This window comes from Roseibium porphyridii, assembly GCF_026191725.2.
Lineage (GTDB): Bacteria > Pseudomonadota > Alphaproteobacteria > Rhizobiales > Stappiaceae > Roseibium > Roseibium porphyridii.
Map to the genome: position 1 here is coordinate 5,108,919 of NZ_CP120863.1, position 19,181 is coordinate 5,128,099.

The 19,181-nt window shown below is 55.0% G+C and carries 18 protein-coding genes; 4 read left to right on the top strand and 14 right to left on the bottom strand.

Going from position 1 to position 19,181, the window contains the following annotated elements:
- Position 1: 1 nt before the first annotated feature.
- The 6 genes from K1718_RS23485 to cysG form a co-directional block, all read right to left on the bottom strand.
- Positions 2-604, bottom strand: coding sequence for a TetR/AcrR family transcriptional regulator (locus K1718_RS23485; RefSeq protein ID WP_265680650.1), 603 nt, complete (start codon positions 602-604; stop codon positions 2-4).
- Positions 605-976: 372 nt separating this feature from the next.
- Positions 977-1,510: a DUF934 domain-containing protein gene (locus K1718_RS23490; protein WP_265680649.1), complete on the bottom strand. Its 534-nt coding sequence runs from the start codon at positions 1,508-1,510 to the stop codon at positions 977-979.
- A 35-nt stretch (positions 1,511-1,545) separates the two neighbouring features.
- Positions 1,546-2,307 carry a phosphoadenylyl-sulfate reductase gene (locus K1718_RS23495; RefSeq protein WP_265680648.1) on the bottom strand — a complete coding sequence of 254 codons (762 nt, stop codon included), beginning with the start codon at positions 2,305-2,307 and terminating at the stop codon, positions 1,546-1,548.
- Positions 2,294-3,952 carry a nitrite/sulfite reductase gene (locus tag K1718_RS23500; RefSeq protein WP_265680647.1) on the bottom strand — a complete coding sequence of 553 codons (1,659 nt, stop codon included), beginning with the start codon at positions 3,950-3,952 and terminating at the stop codon, positions 2,294-2,296. Before K1718_RS23500 ends, K1718_RS23495 begins: the two co-directional genes overlap by 14 nt.
- A gap of 55 nt (positions 3,953-4,007) precedes the next feature.
- Complete coding sequence (locus K1718_RS23505) at positions 4,008-4,307, bottom strand: DUF2849 domain-containing protein (RefSeq protein ID WP_265680646.1); 300 nt, start codon at positions 4,305-4,307, stop codon at positions 4,008-4,010.
- A 21-nt stretch (positions 4,308-4,328) separates the two neighbouring features.
- Positions 4,329-5,792 carry a siroheme synthase CysG gene (gene cysG, locus K1718_RS23510; RefSeq protein ID WP_265680645.1) on the bottom strand — a complete coding sequence of 488 codons (1,464 nt, stop codon included), beginning with the start codon at positions 5,790-5,792 and terminating at the stop codon, positions 4,329-4,331.
- Positions 5,793-6,080: 288 nt separating this feature from the next.
- Here cysG and K1718_RS23515 point away from each other — a divergent pair, with 288 nt between their 5' ends.
- Positions 6,081-6,581 carry an invasion associated locus B family protein gene (locus K1718_RS23515; protein WP_265680644.1) on the top strand — a complete coding sequence of 167 codons (501 nt, stop codon included), beginning with the start codon at positions 6,081-6,083 and terminating at the stop codon, positions 6,579-6,581.
- A gap of 130 nt (positions 6,582-6,711) precedes the next feature.
- Complete coding sequence (locus K1718_RS23520) at positions 6,712-7,803, top strand: hypothetical protein (RefSeq protein WP_265680643.1); 1,092 nt, start codon at positions 6,712-6,714, stop codon at positions 7,801-7,803.
- A gap of 22 nt (positions 7,804-7,825) precedes the next feature.
- Here K1718_RS23520 and K1718_RS23525 read toward each other — a convergent pair whose 3' ends face one another.
- The 7 genes from K1718_RS23525 to K1718_RS23555 all read right to left on the bottom strand — a co-directional run bounded on the left by K1718_RS23525 (position 7,826) and on the right by K1718_RS23555 (position 14,771).
- Positions 7,826-8,266: a DUF3995 domain-containing protein gene (locus K1718_RS23525; RefSeq protein WP_152503248.1), complete on the bottom strand. Its 441-nt coding sequence runs from the start codon at positions 8,264-8,266 to the stop codon at positions 7,826-7,828.
- Positions 8,263-9,063: an SRPBCC family protein gene (locus K1718_RS23530; protein ID WP_265680642.1), complete on the bottom strand. Its 801-nt coding sequence runs from the start codon at positions 9,061-9,063 to the stop codon at positions 8,263-8,265. Before K1718_RS23530 ends, K1718_RS23525 begins: the two co-directional genes overlap by 4 nt.
- Entirely contained in the window at positions 9,063-9,353 is a 291-nt protein-coding gene (locus tag K1718_RS23535) for a putative quinol monooxygenase (protein WP_152503250.1), read from the bottom strand. The genes K1718_RS23530 and K1718_RS23535 overlap by 1 nt, the downstream gene beginning before the upstream one ends.
- 116 nt (positions 9,354-9,469) lie before the next feature.
- Positions 9,470-10,375 carry a helix-turn-helix domain-containing protein gene (locus tag K1718_RS23540; RefSeq protein WP_265680641.1) on the bottom strand — a complete coding sequence of 302 codons (906 nt, stop codon included), beginning with the start codon at positions 10,373-10,375 and terminating at the stop codon, positions 9,470-9,472.
- 277 nt (positions 10,376-10,652) lie between these two features.
- On the bottom strand, positions 10,653-12,035 hold the full coding sequence (locus K1718_RS23545; RefSeq protein WP_265680640.1) for a S41 family peptidase: 1,383 nt from the start codon (positions 12,033-12,035) through the stop codon (positions 10,653-10,655).
- 66 nt (positions 12,036-12,101) lie between these two features.
- Entirely contained in the window at positions 12,102-13,283 is a 1,182-nt protein-coding gene (locus K1718_RS23550) for a helix-turn-helix domain-containing protein (protein ID WP_265680639.1), read from the bottom strand.
- 321 nt (positions 13,284-13,604) lie between these two features.
- The gene (locus K1718_RS23555; protein WP_152503254.1) at positions 13,605-14,771 is read right to left on the bottom strand and encodes an acetyl-CoA acetyltransferase; all 1,167 of its coding nucleotides are present in this window, start codon (positions 14,769-14,771) and stop codon (positions 13,605-13,607) included.
- Between the two features lie 603 nt (positions 14,772-15,374).
- Between K1718_RS23555 and K1718_RS23560 the strand changes: the two genes are divergently transcribed.
- Both K1718_RS23560 and K1718_RS23565 read left to right on the top strand, forming a co-directional pair.
- Positions 15,375-17,045, top strand: coding sequence for an alpha-glucosidase (locus tag K1718_RS23560; RefSeq protein ID WP_265680638.1), 1,671 nt, complete (start codon positions 15,375-15,377; stop codon positions 17,043-17,045).
- An 80-nt stretch (positions 17,046-17,125) separates the two neighbouring features.
- Positions 17,126-17,914, top strand: coding sequence for a glycosyltransferase family 2 protein (locus K1718_RS23565; RefSeq protein WP_265680637.1), 789 nt, complete (start codon positions 17,126-17,128; stop codon positions 17,912-17,914).
- Here the strand turns inward: K1718_RS23565 and K1718_RS23570 are convergent.
- The gene (locus K1718_RS23570) at positions 17,911-19,104 is read right to left on the bottom strand and encodes an HD domain-containing phosphohydrolase (protein WP_152503257.1); all 1,194 of its coding nucleotides are present in this window, start codon (positions 19,102-19,104) and stop codon (positions 17,911-17,913) included. The genes K1718_RS23565 and K1718_RS23570 overlap by 4 nt on opposite strands.
- Between the last annotated feature and the right edge of the window lie 77 nt (positions 19,105-19,181).

Below are 19,181 nucleotides of genomic sequence, written 5' to 3' on the forward strand. Positions count from 1 at the left end.
TTCAAATTCCTTCATTCTTGAAGATTGTGCGCATGAAAAGCGCCAGGGGTTCGTCGTCGCGGCACGCCTTCATTCTGGTCAGCGCGCCACTCCACGAATTCATGAGCCAGTCCGCAGCCTCATGGGCCGAGAGATGGCCAAGGCCGATGTCGGATGTGTCCATTTCTTTCAGGCAAGCCGTCAACTCGCGAACCATTGCCTGCCAATGCGTGTCCAGCTCAGCCTGAAACTCCGGTTTTTCATCTGCAAGCTCCGTCGACAGGTTGCACATCAGACAACCCTGCGCGAAGGCACGATCCTTCATGCCTTGGCGGGCTCCTTCGAAAAAGGATTTCAGGCGCTTGAGAGGTGGTATCGAAACGTCAGAAAGAATGCTCTGCGCGGTTGCCACTTCCTGTGCGTTGTAGTGACGGGCAACCGCGATGCCGAAAGCTTCCTTGGTGTCGAAGTAATGGTAAAAAGACCCTTTTGGAACGCCACAAGCTTTCAACACATCGTTGATACCAACGCTGGCGAAGCTATTTTCCCGGATCAAATCCAGACCGGTGTCCAACAACTTGCTTCTGGCGGTTTCATATGCGGCTTCGTTTCGAGTTCGTGCCATTTGTTCAGACTTTCCAAAAAAACAGATGCGCCAGGGAGGTGGTCGGGCGAGAGGCTGTTATCGGTAATTCAATAAATAATAGACCGGTCTATTTATTGTCAATCGACAGGGCTCTCACACTCGCGTTATCAGTTGGATGGAGAGAGCGACTTCTTCAAATTCAGATTAGAAACAAAGGCTTGGGCTACCTGTCAGTACAAACATCTTGACGCGCTGTATTGCTCTCGCTGCAAAAAAAACGGAAAAGAAAACCCGGTCACAGCTTCCTGTAACCGGGTCAAACTTTTTAGATCTGAAGGCGCGAGAACGCAGTGCGCACCTTTTACAGACAGTAATCCCCGGTTTTGGCACAAACCGGGAGACTGAATCTTGTTACTCGGCGGCAACCGCAACGTCGCGGAAGGACCGGCGTGCCCAGGGGCGAGTACCGACAGGAATTTCTTCAACTGTTCCAACAGGCTGCAAGTATTTTGTGACTTCAGGCCATTCACCGGCCTTCAAGGCCTTCAAGACTTCTGGCTTTGAGATCTCGAACGAGGAGACGCCGCACCGACGGGCCAGGGGAACCTGGTCGAGAATGTATTTGCCAACCGCCCGTATGTCGCCCTGATAGCCCAGTTGCTCCCGCAAAACGCGTGCGGCAGAGAACCCGCGGCCATCAGCAAAACTCGGGAAATCAACTGCGACGAATGCCAGTCGGTCAAGATGCGGCTGCAAGGGCTCAACGTCATCGCCAGCTTCAACCAGCACGGCAGTCTTTGCTGAGCGGGTCAGAAACCTGTCTGCCTCTTCGATGAAGAGCGAAAGCGGAACAATCGCATCACCTTCAATCGTTTCACCTGTTTCCGCGTCCGCGCGGTTCCAGGTTTCTTCGACAAACTCACCGTCCTTGTAGATCGTAGCCATTTCTTGCGTCCTCAAATTCGTATCCCCGGCAACTGTCAGATGCCACTACCGTCAATTTCTTTGCCATGCGTTGGCCAATGAATGCCGCATTCCGTCTTGTCCTGGCCGCGCCAACGCCCGGCGCGCGGGTCCTCGCCCGGTGCAACCTTGCTTGTGCAAGGCAGACACCCAATCGATGGATAACCTTGAGCGACCAGCGGATGCGGTGGAAGATCATGAGATTGTGCGTAGTCCAGAACCTCGGTGGCAGTCCAATCAGCAAGCGGATTGATCTTCACGCGGCCATCATCGATTTCGAACGTGTCGAGATTGGAGCGTGTAGAGCTCTGGTGACGTTTGCGACCCGAGATCCAGGACCCAAATCCACTCAGTGCCCGTTCCAGCGGAACGACTTTGCGCATGTGGCAGCAAGCGTCGGTATCAGTCATCCAGAGCATTCCGGCCGGGTCGGTTTTGGCGAGCTCTTCCTGCAACGGTTTATGCGTCCGCACATCCGTCAGACCCAGCGTCTCGATCAGCTCCTCGCGGTAGAGCAGCGTGGCCGGGAACAGCTTGACTGTATCGACAAACAGAACCGGTGTTGATGGATCGATCTGTGCGACCATGTGCAAAAGCACCGCTGAATCCGCACCAAAGCTTGAAACCATGGCAATATCACCGGCAAACTGATGCCGGATGGAAGACATCAGAATTTCCTGCGCCGTCGCATCCTCGAACTGGGTATTCAGAGTGGCAACTTCCGCCTGAAGGCCCAGCTCCGGATCAACACCGAGGCTGAATGTCTCATGCAGCCCCATAAAGAGCCTCCTTGAAGGGTGCCTCCCCGACCCGGCGATAGGCCTCCAGGAAGGTTTCTTCTTTGCCTGATCTGAGATCGACATAGGTGTCGACCAGTTTTTCAATCGCATCGACCACTTCATCAGACGAGAAACCGCGTCCAACGATTTCGCCAATGGATGCATTCTCGTTCGCGGAACCGCCAAGCGTGACCTGGTAGAATTCCTCGCCTTTCTTTTCCAGACCAAGAATGCCGATGTGGCCAACGTGGTGGTGGCCACAGGCATTGATGCAGCCGGAAATCTTGATCTTCAACTCTCCGATTTCCGCCTGACGTCCAGCGGCACCAAAACGCTCGGAAATACGTTGTGCAACCGGAATGGAGCGGGCAGTTGCCAACGCACAATAGTCCATGCCCGGGCACGCGATGATGTCGGTAACGAGGCCTGCATTGCCTTCAGCAATTTCGGCTGCCACGAGCTGATCGAACAGGGCCGGAAGATCTTCCAGTTTGACGTGCGGAAGAATGACATTCTGCTCGTGAGAAATGCGAATTTCATCCTGACCGTATTTCTCTGCAAGGTCTGCAATCACGTCCATCTGCGCATCCGACGCATCGCCTGGAATGCCACCAATCGGTTTCATGGACAGTGTCACCGACGTATAACCCGGCACCCGGTGCGGGTTGAGGTTATGCGCCACGAATTGTGCAAAAGCTGCATCAGAAGCCTTGCGAGCTTCCACGGCTTGAGATGTCGAAGCACCGACTTCAAGCGGTGGCGGTGTGAAGTAAGCTTCGATCCGGCGAACTTCCTCATCAGGCAAGCGCAGCACACCGAAACGGATCTTTTCAAATTCCGCTTCGATATCAGCCTTCAGCTCATCCAACCCCGTTTCATGAACCAGGATCTTGATGCGCGCCTTGTATTTGTTGTCCCGGCGGCCGTAGCGGTTATAGACGCGCAGGATCGCTTCGGAATAGGCCAGAAGATCCTCTTCCGGCAGGAAATCACGCACCTTACGGCCAATCATGGGCGTGCGGCCGAGTCCACCGCCAACAAAGACAACAAAGCCGATCTCACCCTCGGCGTTCCGTGCCAGTTGCAAACCGATGTCATGGACCTGAACAGCGGCACGATCATTGGGTGCACCCGTGATCGCGATCTTGAACTTGCGCGGCAGGAAGGAGAATTCCGGATGCAGCGAGGACCACTGACGCAAGATTTCTGCGTAGGGGCGCGGATCAGCAATTTCATCAGCCGCAGCACCCGCGAAATGATCTGCAGTCACGTTGCGAATGCAGTTGCCTGACGTCTGGATCGCGTGCATCTCCACTTCGGCCAGCTCTTCCAGGATTTTTGGCGTGTCTTCCAGTTTCGGCCAGTTGAACTGAATGTTCTGACGGGTGGTGAAGTGGCCGTAACCCTTGTCGTAGGTCCGAGCGATGTGGGCAAGCTTGCGCATCTGCCGGCCGTTGAGGGTTCCGTAAGGGATCGCAACCCGCAGCATGTAGGCGTGCAGCTGGAGATAAAGGCCATTCATCAAACGCAGCGGCTTGAACTCGTCTTCACTGAGTTCTCCCGACAGCCGGCGCCGCACCTGGTCTTTGAACTGCTCCGTGCGCTGGTTAACGAAGCTGGCATCGAATTCATCGTAACGGTACATCTTCTTACTCCTGGCTGGGCGCTGCCGTTTCAGGCGCTGCCCGTTTAAGGTCCTGTCAGGCGGATACGGCTTGCGCCTGTTTGCCGAAATCTGGATGCGTGGTCGGGCCGGCTGCACGGATTTTTTCGCGCAAGCGGACCGGGACAATCACACCCTCTTCAACCGTCACGGCCATGTCATAGACGCCGACGACTTCCTGGTTTTTCTCACCTTCAGCCCCTTGGGAGAGCCCATCGGCAACTTCGTCCTTACCTTCAAAGACCTTGGCCAGGGTGATCCGTTCAACCCAGCTTCGGTTGTCTCCAAGCCAGACGACATCACCATTCAAAAGACGGTTGGCAGTTATGACTTTCATTGCGTCCACTCTCTTCAACAATCAGGCTGCAGCGAACCGGGCTGCATCTTGCAGCGCCAGAGGTTCGGCGTTTTCCAAAGCGGCGTGCCCAACGGCTTCGCCGATGACAATCAGGACCGGTCCGTCGATCTCCGTGCGGTTCGAAAGAACAGCGAGTTCTGACAGGTTTCCGGAGAACTGGCGCTCATCCGGATGGGCTGCGTTCTCGATGACCGCGACCGGGGTCCGGGCATTCATCCCAGCAGAAATCAGTTTGGCCGCGACAGCGGCTGACACGGTCCGACCCATGTAAACGGCAACGGTTGCGCCCATCAGTGCCAATCCGGCCCAGTCCGGAAGCGTTTCGGATTTCGCGTTGTGGCCTGTCGCAAAAACCAGATTGGAAGCCACACCGCGTAGTGTCAGTGGGATCTGTGCAGATGCAGCAGCCGCAAAGGCCGCAGTCACACCTGGCACAACCTCAAATCCGATCTCGTTTTCGCGAAGCGCATCCATTTCCTCAGCAGCGCGTCCGAATATCATCGGGTCACCGGCCTTCAACCGAACGACCTTTTGGCCACTGCGACCAAGCTCAACCAGCAAATCGCAGATCTCGCTCTGGCGCACCGAATGGGCACCTTTGCGCTTGCCGACAGAAATTCGCTCCGCGTCCCGCCGCCCCATGGCAATGACACCTGCGGGAACGAGCGCATCATGAACGATGACGTCCGCTTCCTGCAGCAAGCGCTGCGCGCGCAAAGTTAGGAGATCTTCAGCACCGGGGCCCGCACCCACCAGCCAGACAAATCCTGGTTCGTCGGCCATGCTGTTCAAAAGGCGTTGCGCCTCGGACCTGGCAACATCGGCCTTGCCGGCATAAAGATTTGCGGCCACTGACCCGGAAAAGAACCGCGCCCAGAAATTGCGGCGCAACGCGCCGTCACGGATAACCTTCGTCGCCGCGTCCCGAAAGCTCTCGGCAAGCCTTGCCAAGTCACCTGTCGCACGTGGCAACATGGCCTCGATACGGGCGCGAATATGACGAGAGAGTACCGGACCAACGCCGGTGGAGGTGATCGCAACTGCGATTGGGGCGCGATTGACGAGAGCACCGGTATAAAAGTCGCAAAGTTCTGGTTTGTCGACCGCATTGACCGGAACACCCATGATGCGCGCCGCATCAACCACCGCTTTGTCCAGGGCCCAATCCTCTCGCGCCGAAAACACAAGCGCAGCGCCATTCAAGTGCGCGGGGCGGAAATCCTCGCTGACGTGCTCTGCGTCGAAACGCTCAATAGCTTCTGCAAGATCGGCTTCAACGGAGGCGGAGATGACGACAATGCTTGCATTGGTCTCACCCAACAAACGAACTTTCGCGGCAGCCTCCGCTCCATGCCCAACCACAAGCACACGCTGTCCAGCGACCTTCATGAAGGTCGGGAACACGTCGAGCCGGTCTTCCGGCCTTTTGCGTGATTTTGATGTAGTGGTCAGGCGCGTGGCCATCTTTAGGGTCTCCAATCCCAGTTTGATGGCTTAAATGTAATGGGTGCCGACCAGACACGCCGGGCACCGGTTTTCAAAGCTTTCCCATCAAGCGGAAAAGTTTTTTGCCAAACCCCTGTTTTGCCGACTTCAATTCCTGAACAATGGAAGCTGCCCTCAGGGTCTCGTATCGTTTCAGTCTCTATGAAGCCCCTTAAAGCTTAGCATTCCAGCAATAATGGATGACGTGAAACACGCGAACGGCTATGGAAAGTGTCGGGCGCGTTCAATCCGACAAAGCAGACTCAAATGCCTCATTTCAAAATGAAACTCTTCCTTGCCGCAACGCTATTTGGAGCATCTTTCGCGAGCCCTGTCTCCGCTCAACAGCAGGGTCAGGACGGCCTGTGGCAAACTCGCTGCGCAGGTCCCTCGCGCAACCTGGAAGCATTGGTGTGCGAAGCCACACAAAGCATCAGAGTAAAGGAAAGCGGTCAGCTTCTCTTCAAGGTAGACATTGTTTTTCCCGCTCAAAAGGAAGCGCCCATACTGCAAATGCAAGCCCCGCTTGGTTTCTATCTGCCGGGCAAAGTCAAACTGACTGTAGACGGGACTGCACTTGGCGAACTTGATGTAGGGACATGCGATCAACGCGGGTGTTTTTTGAATATTGAAGCAACGCCGGAGATGATTGACGCCATGAAAGCGGGCGCCAACCTGGAAATCGATTTTGCCCCGAGCGCCGAAAGGCGGCAAAAAATCAATGTTCCACTGACCGGCTTTACCCGGGCGATGGAGGCCATCCAGTAGCTCCTTGCGAAAAATTCCTAGCCAGAACGCAGGGCCCACGCTTTCTTGATGCCGCTACGGAATTCGCTTAGCCTTTCCTGAACACTGGCTGCTCCGCTCCTGGCGAAGCAGTGATTTGTTGGGGGGATTGATGCGACTGTTTCGACTGCTGGCGATCGCCAGCGCAATCATATTCGCAGGCACGGGCATTGCCGCGGCGGCCATCGTGGAAAACTTCCGTCTTGGCGGCTGGAACGGGAGCGCGTTTACCGAAGACGACAGCGGAAGGTTTTCCACCTGCGTTGCATCGGCAACCTACAAAAGCGGCATCACGCTCTATGTGCAGGTTGATACGAGCTACAGTTGGGCAATCGGCTTTTCCGCACCCCATTGGGACATGGAAGTCGGTTCGGACATTCCCCTTCAGTACCGTATCGACAGAGGCGGATGGCAAAGCGGAGTCGCGAAGGCGACATCCAAAGATCTGGCACGCATGCAGATGCCCCAAGGTGGCTACATCATCACCCGCTTTCGCCGTGGCAGGACACTCTATGTCTATGATGGTGCCTACAACTATGAATTCCGCCTGACGGGAACATCCAGACTGATGGCCCGACTTGCAAAATGCGTCGAACAAAACATCGCCCGGTATGGAGCTGCACCGGGTATGGGCGATACTGCAGCAGCAAGTCCCTCTGGTGGTCTGGGGCAAAAGCCTGAATCTCAAGGGACAGCGCCAACAAATACGGCCTCGGACCCACAGCTCGCGGTGGAAGCGACCCAGGCACTCTTTAACCTCATGGGAAGCGCAGGACTCTCTGGACTAAAGCTCATTCCCGATGGCCAGCGTGAAGAGGACCTCAATGGACTGCATGCTGTTGCCGCCAATGATGCGCGTACTGTCGTTGCGCATATTTTCTCACCTGGCAGCTATCAATCGGAAGAGGAACTGATGTCTCTGGTGGTCGCAGACAGTCAGAAGTCCTGCACAGATGGAAGTTTTTCGTCCGGTACCGAGCGACTAACCGAAGGTGGCAAGGATCTCTACACAAGTTATGCCAATTGCGAGGCCGGCGATTTTCAGCTGATAGAGCGGGTGGCAATCGTCAAGAGGAATTCCGGCGGGATCTTTGTCTATGGTGTCGCTGATACTTATGTCGGCGAAGGTGGCGGCGCGCCGGTTTCGCCTCCGGAGTTGACCGACCCGGATTTCCATGCGGCTGCGGCCACAGCTGCCAACTAGGCCCCTTAAGGGAGGCCTTGTCTCATTGAGCCAGAAGAATGACGGCACAAGCTAACCCGAGCGCAATTATCAGCGGGTTGAAGAAGCGCCGATTGTAGGTGCGAAACGGTTCGATCTGAGGCATGGCCGAAACGCTCAGATAGCCAAGGCATCCACGCAGCAGGAAAACGGCGGCCTGAACAAACAGCAGCCAGAAAACCAGCTTCTGGGGAAGCGGGTCCGGCAGAACATTGGCATAAAAAAGCGGAAGAATAGCCGACGTCAAAATGGCACCTGCCGCGACCATCGTAACACCGCATTTGGTGAGAGGACTGATTTTTGGATTGAGACCGGGGCCACCAACAGCCTGCGCCAGCATTTTTTCCGATTTGAAAGGCCAAGGACTGCCCAAGGCCCAGAGAAAGTGCAACCCGGCAACCGGTAAAAGAATACCTGCCACGATCAGGGCGAGACCAGTCGTCATCCATTTCTCCTGCTGACAGACGTTTCAAGAATGCGAAGTCTGCGTGGGTGCCGTTGCCGGTACATGTATCGCGCCCACGCTGCAAATAGTGGTGTCAAAAGTCCGCCATCGATTTCGATGCGTTCGGTCAGTCGGCTTCCTGTCGGCGTTGTTGCAACAGACAGACTGTGCCGCCAGGTTTTCACACCTGCTCCTTTCTCCTCTGACGTAAAAGCCATGTTGGCATCGTCAAATTCTACGACTCTCATTTCATACGGCTGGTAGGGAAGTCTGCCGAACAGCGAAACTTCCACGCGCATTTCCTGGCCCTGGTGGATTTCACCGTGCGGCAGGTTACGAAAGGCCAACAGGCCCTCCGTAACTGTCTTCAGATGATCGAGGTCTGTCGCAACCCGCCACACGTCGCGTGCAGGAAAGGGATAGTCATGGACAAGTTGCACGTGTGTGGTCATTGGCCTCAGAGCTCTAAGTTTTCGCAAGGTGGATGTTCCGTATTCAGTGCCGTGCCGACGCCAGAATGCCGTTGAAGCTTGCACAGATACCCATTCCTGCCAGATTGCAATGACGCCGGTTTCGTCCATGAAACCATCCGCACGCATGCAGCCTTCGGTTTTTCGCAAGCGGCTGAGCAAATCTGCGGTCCTGGCAGACGAAACGATGCTGTCTCGTCGATAAACCGGCTCACCCATGGATACGGGTACGCTCGTAGGCCCCCAGGCCTTTGCCTGACTTTCTGCGGCAAGGAGCGGCAAAGCGATCAGCACCGTGCGACGGCTTACATCGGTTCTGTGGATCATCACATCACCAGCTTCTTGTAGTAGGTTACCGAGGGCGGCCCCTCCATGAAGCCTAGCAATGCGGCCATGACGCCCTTCTCTTCTATAAAGGCCAGATACGCCTGGTGATGTTCCCGGCTCATCCATTCTTCATGAATGAGAAATGCGCGTGTGGCTGTGTCATAAAATAGTGTGACACTCAGTGCACCATCAAAGCCGCGCACATTTGCGAGATTGGCTTTCAAGAACTCCGAAAGTGCCTCGAATGCTCCGTCCTTTACGGTCATCTCGAGAGTTACCCATGTGGTCATTCGTGGTCTCCTTCACTGTGATGCGCACAGTATTTCCGTCCACACAGGTGCCGGATAGAAAACTCGCGGCGAAAATAGGGATTATGCGGCGCTTTCTTCCCTGCTCCCCGGCAAGGTCAGGCCAGGCTCTGGCGCAGTTGCTTGGGCGTCTGCTGAAAACAGCTCTTGTAGGCCTTGATGAAATGAGACGTATCGGCGTAGCCCGCTGCATGAGCGATTTCGGAAATTGAAACGCGGCTGTTGATCACCATTTCGTGGGCATGCTCCAGCTTCGCTCTTCGTAGCCAGACGCTTGGAGCTTCGCCGAACTCCCGTTTGAAATCACGTTGAAAGGAAGAAACCGAACGCCCAGAAAGGGTTGCGTAGTCTGCGATGGAAAGGTCCGCCAAGGCATAAACGCGCATCAGCTGCTTGATGTTCCGCCGGGAGCGCCCCGCATTCTCATTGGCGAGAAAGCTCTGTAATTGCCTCTTTCGATCATGCATCTGCAAAAGAAACAGAACTTCTAGGAGCTTCGCTTTTACCAATGCAGGCGGTGACTGGACCGTGCCATAGACCTTCGGAAGCGCATCGATGTAAGCCCGCAGGCTTGCGGACCCTTCAAACAATGCTGTCCGGCTTTTGGAAGGGGGAACACTTGCCAGGGACGTCGCCCTCAGGAATTCGTCAATGACGGCGTCGCTGAAGAAGAACAACCATGCCTCCAATGGCCCTTTTTCCGCTCGGAAATCCGAGACCATGTGATGGTGCCTGGGAAGCAGCAATGTGTCGCCGGATGCAACGACCGTCTTCGCGCCATCGGCATCAAAAAAGGTTTCCTGCCCTCGCAGGACATAGGCAAGGCACGGTGCATTGGTGAAAAACTCCGTTCCGAAGGCGTCCTTATCCAGCAACTTGTGAAAAATTCCCGCCTGCCCTGCAGTCATGACAGCCTTCGCCCCGGCAAACACGCGAAGGCCTTCCGGTATAAGGAGGATACCGTTTTCGCTCTCGTCAACGAGCCGTTGTTGTTTGCCGGTCATGGGATCTGTCTCAGCTTCAGTGGATCGGTCCGCGTCACGAACACTTGCGGGCAAAACATAACCAACGGTATGTTTTGCCCGCAAGTGTCGCCCAGGCGTCAAATCCGCACACCTGTTCCGGGTCTTCTAATCGCCAAGACCCGTGAAATTACCGGCCAGAAGACGCTTAGGTTAAGTTTTTTAAATGAAAATCGAGCAGTGCAAGCGCGCTGACTGCCAGCCATAGGCAAACACTCAGCGGCTTTTGCGACTGCTCTGGTCAGAACCCCAGACTTTATCAGTTCTGGGTCGCCAGTTTCCTGATCAGGTTCGCATGCGCTTCAACGGGTGAAGCCTCTTCAAAGACGGTCATTTCGACATCGGGCTCGATGCCGCGGCCTTCCCAGAAACGCCCGTCGTTGTCCACGTGGACTTCATTGGCCAAGGACAGATACCAGCCGTTCGGCAAGGTCCGCCCGAGAACGTCGGATGCGGCCCCTCGCGTGGCCTTCCCGATATGCCTGACATTTGGAAGGGCCCGCAGCGACAGCACCAACACCTCGGCAGCACTGACCGTAATGTCACTTGTCAGAACATGGACCGGACCTTCGAACCGGGTTCCGTTACTGGGCATCAGGGTCACTACCGTGCGGGGCGACTTTTCAGCATCGGCAGCATATTTCGTAAAGGCTTGAACCGGTTCAGATGCAAAGCGTTCTGCTATTGCGCGGGCAACGAACTCATATCCTCCAAAATGATTGTAGCCACCGAAATTCGCGCTGAGATCAATGATGACGGACCGCACGCCGGACGCTTGAAAGAACTGCATTATTTCTTCCATGATGGCGTTTGTCGCTGCCATTTCCTCATCCGGTGACGCACCGCGCCGATCAAAATATCCGACGGTGGCGAGCGCCAAATAGCCTGTGTCGCCATTCAAGACGCCATATTGTATCCGCTGATTTCCAACGACCCGGCCTTGGCCGCTCAAGATGGTATTAGGGATGCTTTCGTACCAGAGCGGTCCAAAAAATGCTTCGACTGCCTGTTTTTCAGGAACACCTTTGTCCTTTGCTTCCTGAAACAACCGACTGAGCGTATCGCCGAGATAAGGTTCAAAACGGACATATTCCTCATCGATCCGGGCAGTGAGGTCCAGATGCCCATCCTGCAAAGGCGCCATCATTTGCTTGAACACCTCAAACAGCTCTTCATCCGACATCTCAGATCTGATTTTTTCCCGAGCGGTTGCGACAATTGATTGCCAGTCAACGCCATGAATGTCGTGGAAGGGATAGTTGTGTTCAAGAAACGCGGCAAAGGCCGCGAAATTGGCTTCGGGCGTGTTCTCGGACTGGGTTTGACAGGCATCAGGTAGCGCATCGAGCCTCTCAGCACGGATCTGATGTTGCGCAAACGGCAGCGTTACAGTGACGGTGCGTCCGTCCTTGGTGAGCACAAGATTGCTGTTGTCGATCAAAGCCGAAAGCGCTTCAGCATCTCCGCTCTCCTCGATGCAGATGTCACCGGCCGATTGATAGAATTTGATATTGCCGTCCTGTACCTTTGCGACCGTGCCATATCCATCGGTCTGCCAGAAACCGTTGAGTTCGGCTGGAAGGTCCGCGATTGCGGGGACTGCATAGACTGCTGTTGCTAGAAAAATGGGTAGTCGTTTCATAAAGCTTTCTCCGGTTGAGATTTCGCCGGATAGTCCCTGCTGCCGGAATATGTCGTCCGATTCAGCTCAGACGGACAGATTTGTCGACAGCTTGTCGACCGCACCTTGTGCCTTTCGATAAGCTGTCGGTGTTTGCCCAGTCACTTTTTTGAACGCGGTGTAAAAGGACGAGCGGGAGTTGAAACCGGCATCAAGCGCGACCGTGAGGATCGTCTCGTCGCTTTCCCTCAGATTGATCTTTGCTGCCTCGATGCGGTGGCTGTTCACAAAGTCGAAAAAATTCTGACCGATCACCTCGTTCAGAACCTGGGAAATGTAGTTCTCGCTCACGCCTGTGTGCCGGGCGAGTATCCAGAGCGACAGGTTTGGATTGAGATAGAGCTTGTCGGTTGTCATTGCCTTGCGCAGCTTGGCAGCAATGCGATCCGTTGCTTCTTCTGTCAACGCTGAGTTTGCGTAGCGCTGCTCGGGTACCCGCGTTAGGTTTTCTTTGGGTCTCAGTCCCGGTCGTTGCCTCAAGCCCCAAACAGCCATGATCGTCTGAAGCGTCAGGTTCAGCAGAAAATAGACAAGGCTTGGAAGTCCGTCATAGTCCGGGACCATGTAGCTCAGGAGTGACGAGATCAGGCTGAGGACCCAGTAGAATCCGCTGACGCCAATCACAAAGGCAATCCAGCGGAGCTCTTTTCGTTCAGTGCTTGCAAAAAGGTCTTTCAGGCGAACTCGATAAGACACAAGCCGGCTATAAACCAGCAAAATGTAAACGCCCCATTGGAGCTTGATTGCAACGGTCACAAGGACCCAGAACACCCAATTGATCGCGACTGCCACCTGCTGCAGCACTTGTTCCGAAAGCCCGAAGAACCGGAGATCCGCCACCACCAAGTAAAGCACAATGGAAACGCTTGTCAGCAGAGTGAAGCCTGGCAAAACCATATGCCGGTAGAGATTTTTCGGAAGGGCTTCGTCTTCTGAGGTCAGTATCCAGACATAGAGCCAGATCAGGGGCGTGACGCATGCCATGGCTGTCAACCAGAGCGCTTCAAGCAGCGTGACAATACCCGCGCCGGTGACAACCATCTGCAAGGCCGTGGGCAGCTCCGTGACTGCCGCTGCCAGAAAAAACGCAGCCAGGACCCGAAAGAGAGTTTTGTTCCGATCTTGCAGCAAACAGCACAGTGCGCCGAACAACGGCACTGTCATCGCCATCGTTGAAATCAACACCAGCGTGTGCTGCGAGACATCCATTCGAACAACCTGAGACCGGTCACCTTAATTCAGGACGCATTGCATCCGCGCCGCCTGATGACAAAGCGAGATGGCAAGATCATGTCCCGCCGCACTCTCGTGCGGCCAAAACCCTTGAACCAGTTCAATCGCCTAAGTTGCAAGAGAAATCGACGGGCAGCGCTGCTTCAGTCAATCAACTCGCTATTTTGGAAACTGGCGGGCGTTAACACAGCCGGTCTCGAAGCTGCCGCATCATGGCCAAATGGATTGGCGATCGAGTGCCATGGCGCTCAAATGAGGATGATCGAAATCATCCCCATTGAGTTGAGGTTGGCTGACTTATTTCATCGCCTGCAACACGGAAACGAAGTTGGCGACCGCGGCACCGCCCATGTTGAAAATACCACCGATTTCAGCATTCTTGACCTGAATGTCACCTGCCGTGTCGGTCAGCTGCATAGCCGTCAAAACATGCATGGAGACGCCTGTTGCGCCGATCGGGTGCCCCTTTGCCTTCAACCCGCCGGACGGATTGACCGGCAGCTTGCCGTCCATTTCAGTCCAGCCTTCAAGAACAGCCCTAGCGCCTTCACCTTCAGCAGTCAGACCCATGGCTTCATATTCGAGCAACTCCGCAATTGTGAAACAGTCATGGGTTTCAACAAAGGAAAGATCCTCTAACGCCAGATTCGCGTCGCCGAGAGCTTCGCCCCAGGCCTTGGAACAGCCTTCAAATTTCAGGATGTCGCGCTTGGACATCGGAAGGAAATCCTGCACGTGCGACATACCGCGGAACGCAACCGCCTTTTTCATGCCGAGTGCCGTGGCAGGGTCCGTCAGCACAAGTGCCGCAGCGCCGTCAGAAACCAATGAACAGTCGGTCCGCTTCAGGGGACCAGCGACAAACGGGTTTTTCTCGCTTTCGGCGCGGCAGAACTCGAAACCTAGATCCTTGCGCATTTGAGCGTAGGGATTGTTGACGCCGTTCTTGTGGTTCTTGGCGGCAATCTTGGCCAACGCGTCGGACTGGTCGCCAAATTTCTGGAAATAGGCATCTGCTATCTTTCCGAAAACTCCGGCAAATCCTGCTGGAATATCGCCTTCTTCCTTCAGGTAGGAGGCCTTCAACAGGTTCTTCCCGATTTCCGGGCCCGGGGTCGTCGTCATCTGTTCGACACCAACAACAAGCACGAAGCGGGCATCTCCGGATGCGATGGCTCTCACACCCTGATGAACTGCTGCCGAACCCGTCGCGCACGCATTCTCAACCCGTGTTGCCGGTTTGAAACGAAGGGCCGGATCGGCCTGCAGGACAAGTGAGGCTGTAAAGTCCTGAACGGAAAAACCGGCATTGAAGTGCCCCAGCAAAATTTCGTCGACATCTTCCGGCGCAATGCCGGCATCGTGGATGGCGTCCACTGCGACTTTGACGATCATGCTTTCGACTGTTTCTTCCGCATGCTTGCCGAAGGGCATATGTGCCCATCCCACCATTGCTGCCGTCATGACACTTCCTCCAGGTTTCCTCGCGCAAAGCGGCTTGTCGCATCACAACGGCACGGATACGTGCCCGGCTCATTCACCGCTTCACTGAATTTGGCATTGCCGGACAGTTCCAGCTTCCATACTGCTTTGCAAGAAGAAAGTTACCTAAACGTCATAACTTTTTATTTTTATGTTATTTTTCAATATATTAATTGATCTAACACTACCACTCAAGACACGCTTTTTTATGATCAGAGATCACCAATCCTCGGTTTCTGCTCATATAAATGCCCTTCACGCAGGGCATTCATCTCAGCGTCATGAACACGCGGGTATTCGCAGGTGTTTCTGACCGAATGCTGTTTAAAGACCTTTCTGTCATTTTGCCGGTTCTACTTCGCAGGGCCGGTTTTTGATTTTGCGTACATTCGTCTCAAGGTCGGATCTCTCATCCGACTTGAAAAAAATCTCACGACTTTTTGTGAGCGACACCTTGACCTTGCGATCCGCGGTATATAGCCATTCAAAGCGCTTTGAATTCTAATGAACCGTCCAGATTTACCAAGCCCGTTTCAAGCCAACCGAGCAGAAACGGATGCTCAGTCGGCGGAAGGGAGACCGGCAATGTTCGAAGAAGTCGAAACAGGCCAGGAGGTCGAAATGTCTGAAAACGCGATCAAGGACCAGGACTGGTGGCGCGGAGCTGTGATCTATCAGATCTACCCTCGCTCGTTTAACGACACGAATGGCGATGGTATCGGCGACCTGAACGGTGTGACCGAACGTATGGACTATGTTGCCTCGCTTGGTGTCGATGCCATCTGGCTGTCTCCGTTTTTCACGTCCCCAATGGCGGATTTCGGCTACGACGTTTCCAACTATGTGGATGTCGATCCGATGTTCGGCTCACTTGCGGATTTTGACCGAATGCTTGCCGCCGCGCATGATCGCGGTCTGAAAGTCATCATCGACCTCGTGATCTCGCACACGTCCGACCAGCACCCCTGGTTCGTTGAAAGCCGGTCTTCAAAAAACAATCCGAAGGCCGACTGGTTTGTGTGGGCTGATGCAAAGCCGGACGGAAACGTGCCCAACAACTGGCTCTCGATTTTCGGCGGCCCCGCCTGGGAGTGGGACAGCCACCGTCGCCAGTACTACATGCACAATTTCCTCGCCAGCCAGCCGGATCTCAACTTTCACAACATGGACGTTCAGGATGCGGTTCTGGATGTCGCCAAGTTCTGGCTCGACAGAGGTGTCGACGGCTTCCGCCTCGACACGGTGAATTTCTACGTGCATGACAAAGAACTGAGAGACAATCCACCACTCAGCGCCCACGAACTTCCATCCACCGTGGATCCGTCCAACCCATATGGCTACCAGGACCATGTTTACGACAAGACACGGCCGGAAAACCTGACATTCCTGGAACGACTGCGGGCTTTGCTCGACCAATATCCAGGCGCGACATCAGTTGGCGAAATCGGTGCCGACGGACAGGCTGTGGAACTGACCGCATCCTATACGGAAGCCGGCAAGCGAATTCATATGGCTTACAGCTTCGATCTGCTGACGCCGCAGCATTCCGCTGCCTATATTCGCCGCATCGTGGAAGAAATGAACGACGGCATCGGATCGGGCTGGGCCAGTTGGGCTCTGTCCAACCATGATGTGCAACGGGTGGGCACCCGGTGGGGCGCCGGTCAGGATGTTGCCAGATTTGCTCCTTTCGAAACCGCCCTTTGCGCATCTTTGCGCGGCACGCCCTGCCTATATCAAGGCGAGGAACTGGGCCTGCCGCAGGCCGATGTACCTTTCGAGAAACTGCAAGACCCCTATGGCATACGTTTCTGGCCCGATTACAAGGGCCGCGACGGTTGTCGAACTCCGATGCCCTGGGTGAGAGACAACGGGTATGCCGGTTTCTCCGAAGCTGAACCCTGGTTGCCTGTCGCGCCTGAACATCTTGAGCTTGCGGCCTTTGAACAGGACAAGGATGACGCGTCCATTTTGAACCGTAATCGCGCGTTTTACGCTTGGCGGCAGAAGCACGCTCCTCTCAAGAAAGGCGATATGCATTTTCTCGACAGCGCTGGCGAAACTCTTGTGTTTACGCGTTCTTACAATGACGAAACCATCCTGTGCGCCTTCAACCTGGGGTCGGCGGCAGCGACTGTCGAAGTTGGCGCGCTTGATCTTGAAAACCTCGACGCACCCGGTTTTTCCGGCACATTTGAAGGCACCAAGGTCGCCTTGGCTGGGCACGATGCACTGTTTGCACGAGTAAAATCCTGAAATCTGTTCTTCAAATCGGTGTCCGGCGCGGCTAAATAGTCGCGCCGGGGTCTTCCGGCGATCAACAAGCCGGAACACCGATGACAAGCCGCCTTCCCCTCTCCGTATTCATCATCGCTCGAAATGAGGCCGACCGCATCGCCCGGCCGATCGAGAGCGTGATCGACTGGGTGCACGAGGTCATTGTGGTCGACAGCGGGTCGAGCGACGACACGGTTGCAATTGCCGAAAACCTTGGTGCTCGCGTGGTGTTTCACGAGTGGCTTGGATACGGTCCACAGAAGCGCCATGGCGAAGACCAGTGCAAACATGACTGGATTTTGAACCTCGATGCCGATGAAGAGGTGACACCGGAACTGGCGGCGGAGATCAAAGCGAAATTCGCAGACCAAACTTACAATGACGCCGATGGCTGGCGGATCATGATCCGGGATATGTACGCGCACGAAAGCACACCAGCACCGTGGGCTTACGGATATCACCAGATACGGCTTTATGACCGGCGCAAAGGACGGTTTTCAGACTCCACGGTTCACGACACCGTCCGGCCTGAACCTGGTGCCAAGATCGAAAACCTGTCAGGCATCATGGCGCACCGGTCGATCCGATCTCTTGATTTTCAGGTCGAAAAATACAACCGCTATTCCGCCATGCAGGTGGAAGACATGCGAAGCCGCGGCAGGCGACTGCCTAAAAGCCGCTTGATAACGGAATTTCCCGTCAGCTTTTTTAAAGCCTATTTCGTGCGCAGATACCGGAAATACGGCTGGTGGGGACTAATCCTGTCCATGAATTATGCCCATGCCCGTTTCTTGCGTGTCGCCAAGGCCTATGAGGCCGAGTTGCGGAATAAAAAGAACGCACCCTAAGCCGGATCAGGTACGGCTTTTTGTACAACTTCATGGCGCTCGACACGAATTGGTTGGCGAACACCCGTTGTCTGATGGAAATGCTCAAGGCGGCGGATCGTCGTCGGGGTCAAGGTGTGCCCACGAGACAGAACCAATTCATGGCTGCTTTCGGTCAATGCATCATCAACAAGGATATCGCCGGGCCGCAGCGACCGGATATGGCATTCTGCCACATGCTTTTTCCGTTCTTCGGGAACATCGTCCATCAGAACATTCTTGGCCAGCTCCAACAGCTTGGGGTCGTATTTCCGACGATTGATGGTCACAGCCTCAAACGCTGCAGCATCCGGTCCGGCTTCGGGACTGGCATACCAGAGATCTGTCAGCAACTTCAGTATTCTGGAGATTTGGGGAATATCTGATCCCGTCGGCCCGTCCTTAGGAAAACCGGAGCCATCGTACCCGCGTGCGGACAAATAGAGATAGTCCGACACCCGCTCCAATTGCGGGATGTTTTTCAAAAGTTCCTGCGTCTGGGCAGGAGATTTGTCGAGCACATCACGCTCCTGTTCGGTCAGGCTGCGCGCGGCGCGATAGCGGGCAAGGACCTGTTTGGGCAGCAACGCTTCACCCAGGGGCGACAGCATGACCGCCATTTCAAGTTCCCAGGTCTTTTTCATGCCCAATGCCTTGGCAAGCTTTAAGGCTTGTTTGCGCACGACGCCCGTACGCCGGAAGGCTTCGGGGTGAAAAAGGGCCATCATGTCTATGAGAAGTTTGACAGAACCTGCCAAGGTTCGTTCAAGCAACGCCCGGTCCTTGAACAGCTGACGGTGATGCGCAAGTGCCGTTTCCATGGCCGCAACGAGATCTGCCGGCTGACTCGGCTTGTCCAGAAACATGAAAGCATGGCCTTCATTCAGCGCCTGTTTGACAGCTTCTGCAGAACGCTCCCGCGTCAACATCACTCTTGCCGCCATTGGCGCAATGATTTCCGAAGCTCTCAAAAACGCGGACCCACCGCGACCCGGCAAGTTGAAGCAGGAACAGACGATGGCAGCACTGGGTTGCTGCTTCAGGAAAATCAAAGCTGAGTCAGAGTCAGAAAAGCAGGCGACTTCCATCTGACCGCCAAACAGTTTCTGGAAACCGGATTGAACATTGGGATCCGGGTCGGCGACGACGATGAGGTCCCTGGTTTTTTCCATGCCAAATACCCTTGCCACTTCAGCTCAGGCCGGAACATCCAACCGTTGGACCGGATAGTCTCATGAGACGGATAACA

Excerpts from the sequence above, each read along its gene's own strand:
- K1718_RS23485 (WP_265680650.1), bottom strand. The coding sequence starts at position 604 with ATGGCACGAACTCGAAACGAAGCCGCATATGAAACCGCCAGAAGCAAG.
- K1718_RS23490 (WP_265680649.1), bottom strand. The coding sequence starts at position 1,510 with ATGGCTACGATCTACAAGGACGGTGAGTTTGTCGAAGAAACCTGGAAC.
- K1718_RS23495 (WP_265680648.1), bottom strand. The coding sequence starts at position 2,307 with ATGGGGCTGCATGAGACATTCAGCCTCGGTGTTGATCCGGAGCTGGGC.
- K1718_RS23500 (WP_265680647.1), bottom strand. The coding sequence starts at position 3,952 with ATGTACCGTTACGATGAATTCGATGCCAGCTTCGTTAACCAGCGCACG.
- K1718_RS23505 (WP_265680646.1), bottom strand. The coding sequence starts at position 4,307 with ATGAAAGTCATAACTGCCAACCGTCTTTTGAATGGTGATGTCGTCTGG.
- cysG (WP_265680645.1), bottom strand. The coding sequence starts at position 5,792 with ATGGCCACGCGCCTGACCACTACATCAAAATCACGCAAAAGGCCGGAA.
- K1718_RS23515 (WP_265680644.1), top strand. The coding sequence starts at position 6,081 with ATGCCTCATTTCAAAATGAAACTCTTCCTTGCCGCAACGCTATTTGGA.
- K1718_RS23520 (WP_265680643.1), top strand. The coding sequence starts at position 6,712 with ATGCGACTGTTTCGACTGCTGGCGATCGCCAGCGCAATCATATTCGCA.
- K1718_RS23525 (WP_152503248.1), bottom strand. The coding sequence starts at position 8,266 with ATGACGACTGGTCTCGCCCTGATCGTGGCAGGTATTCTTTTACCGGTT.
- K1718_RS23530 (WP_265680642.1), bottom strand. The coding sequence starts at position 9,063 with ATGATCCACAGAACCGATGTAAGCCGTCGCACGGTGCTGATCGCTTTG.
- K1718_RS23535 (WP_152503250.1), bottom strand. The coding sequence starts at position 9,353 with ATGACCACATGGGTAACTCTCGAGATGACCGTAAAGGACGGAGCATTC.
- K1718_RS23540 (WP_265680641.1), bottom strand. The coding sequence starts at position 10,375 with ATGACCGGCAAACAACAACGGCTCGTTGACGAGAGCGAAAACGGTATC.
- K1718_RS23545 (WP_265680640.1), bottom strand. The coding sequence starts at position 12,035 with ATGAAACGACTACCCATTTTTCTAGCAACAGCAGTCTATGCAGTCCCC.
- K1718_RS23550 (WP_265680639.1), bottom strand. The coding sequence starts at position 13,283 with ATGGATGTCTCGCAGCACACGCTGGTGTTGATTTCAACGATGGCGATG.
- K1718_RS23555 (WP_152503254.1), bottom strand. The coding sequence starts at position 14,771 with ATGACGGCAGCAATGGTGGGATGGGCACATATGCCCTTCGGCAAGCAT.
- K1718_RS23560 (WP_265680638.1), top strand. The coding sequence starts at position 15,375 with ATGTTCGAAGAAGTCGAAACAGGCCAGGAGGTCGAAATGTCTGAAAAC.
- K1718_RS23565 (WP_265680637.1), top strand. The coding sequence starts at position 17,126 with ATGACAAGCCGCCTTCCCCTCTCCGTATTCATCATCGCTCGAAATGAG.
- K1718_RS23570 (WP_152503257.1), bottom strand. The coding sequence starts at position 19,104 with ATGGAAAAAACCAGGGACCTCATCGTCGTCGCCGACCCGGATCCCAAT.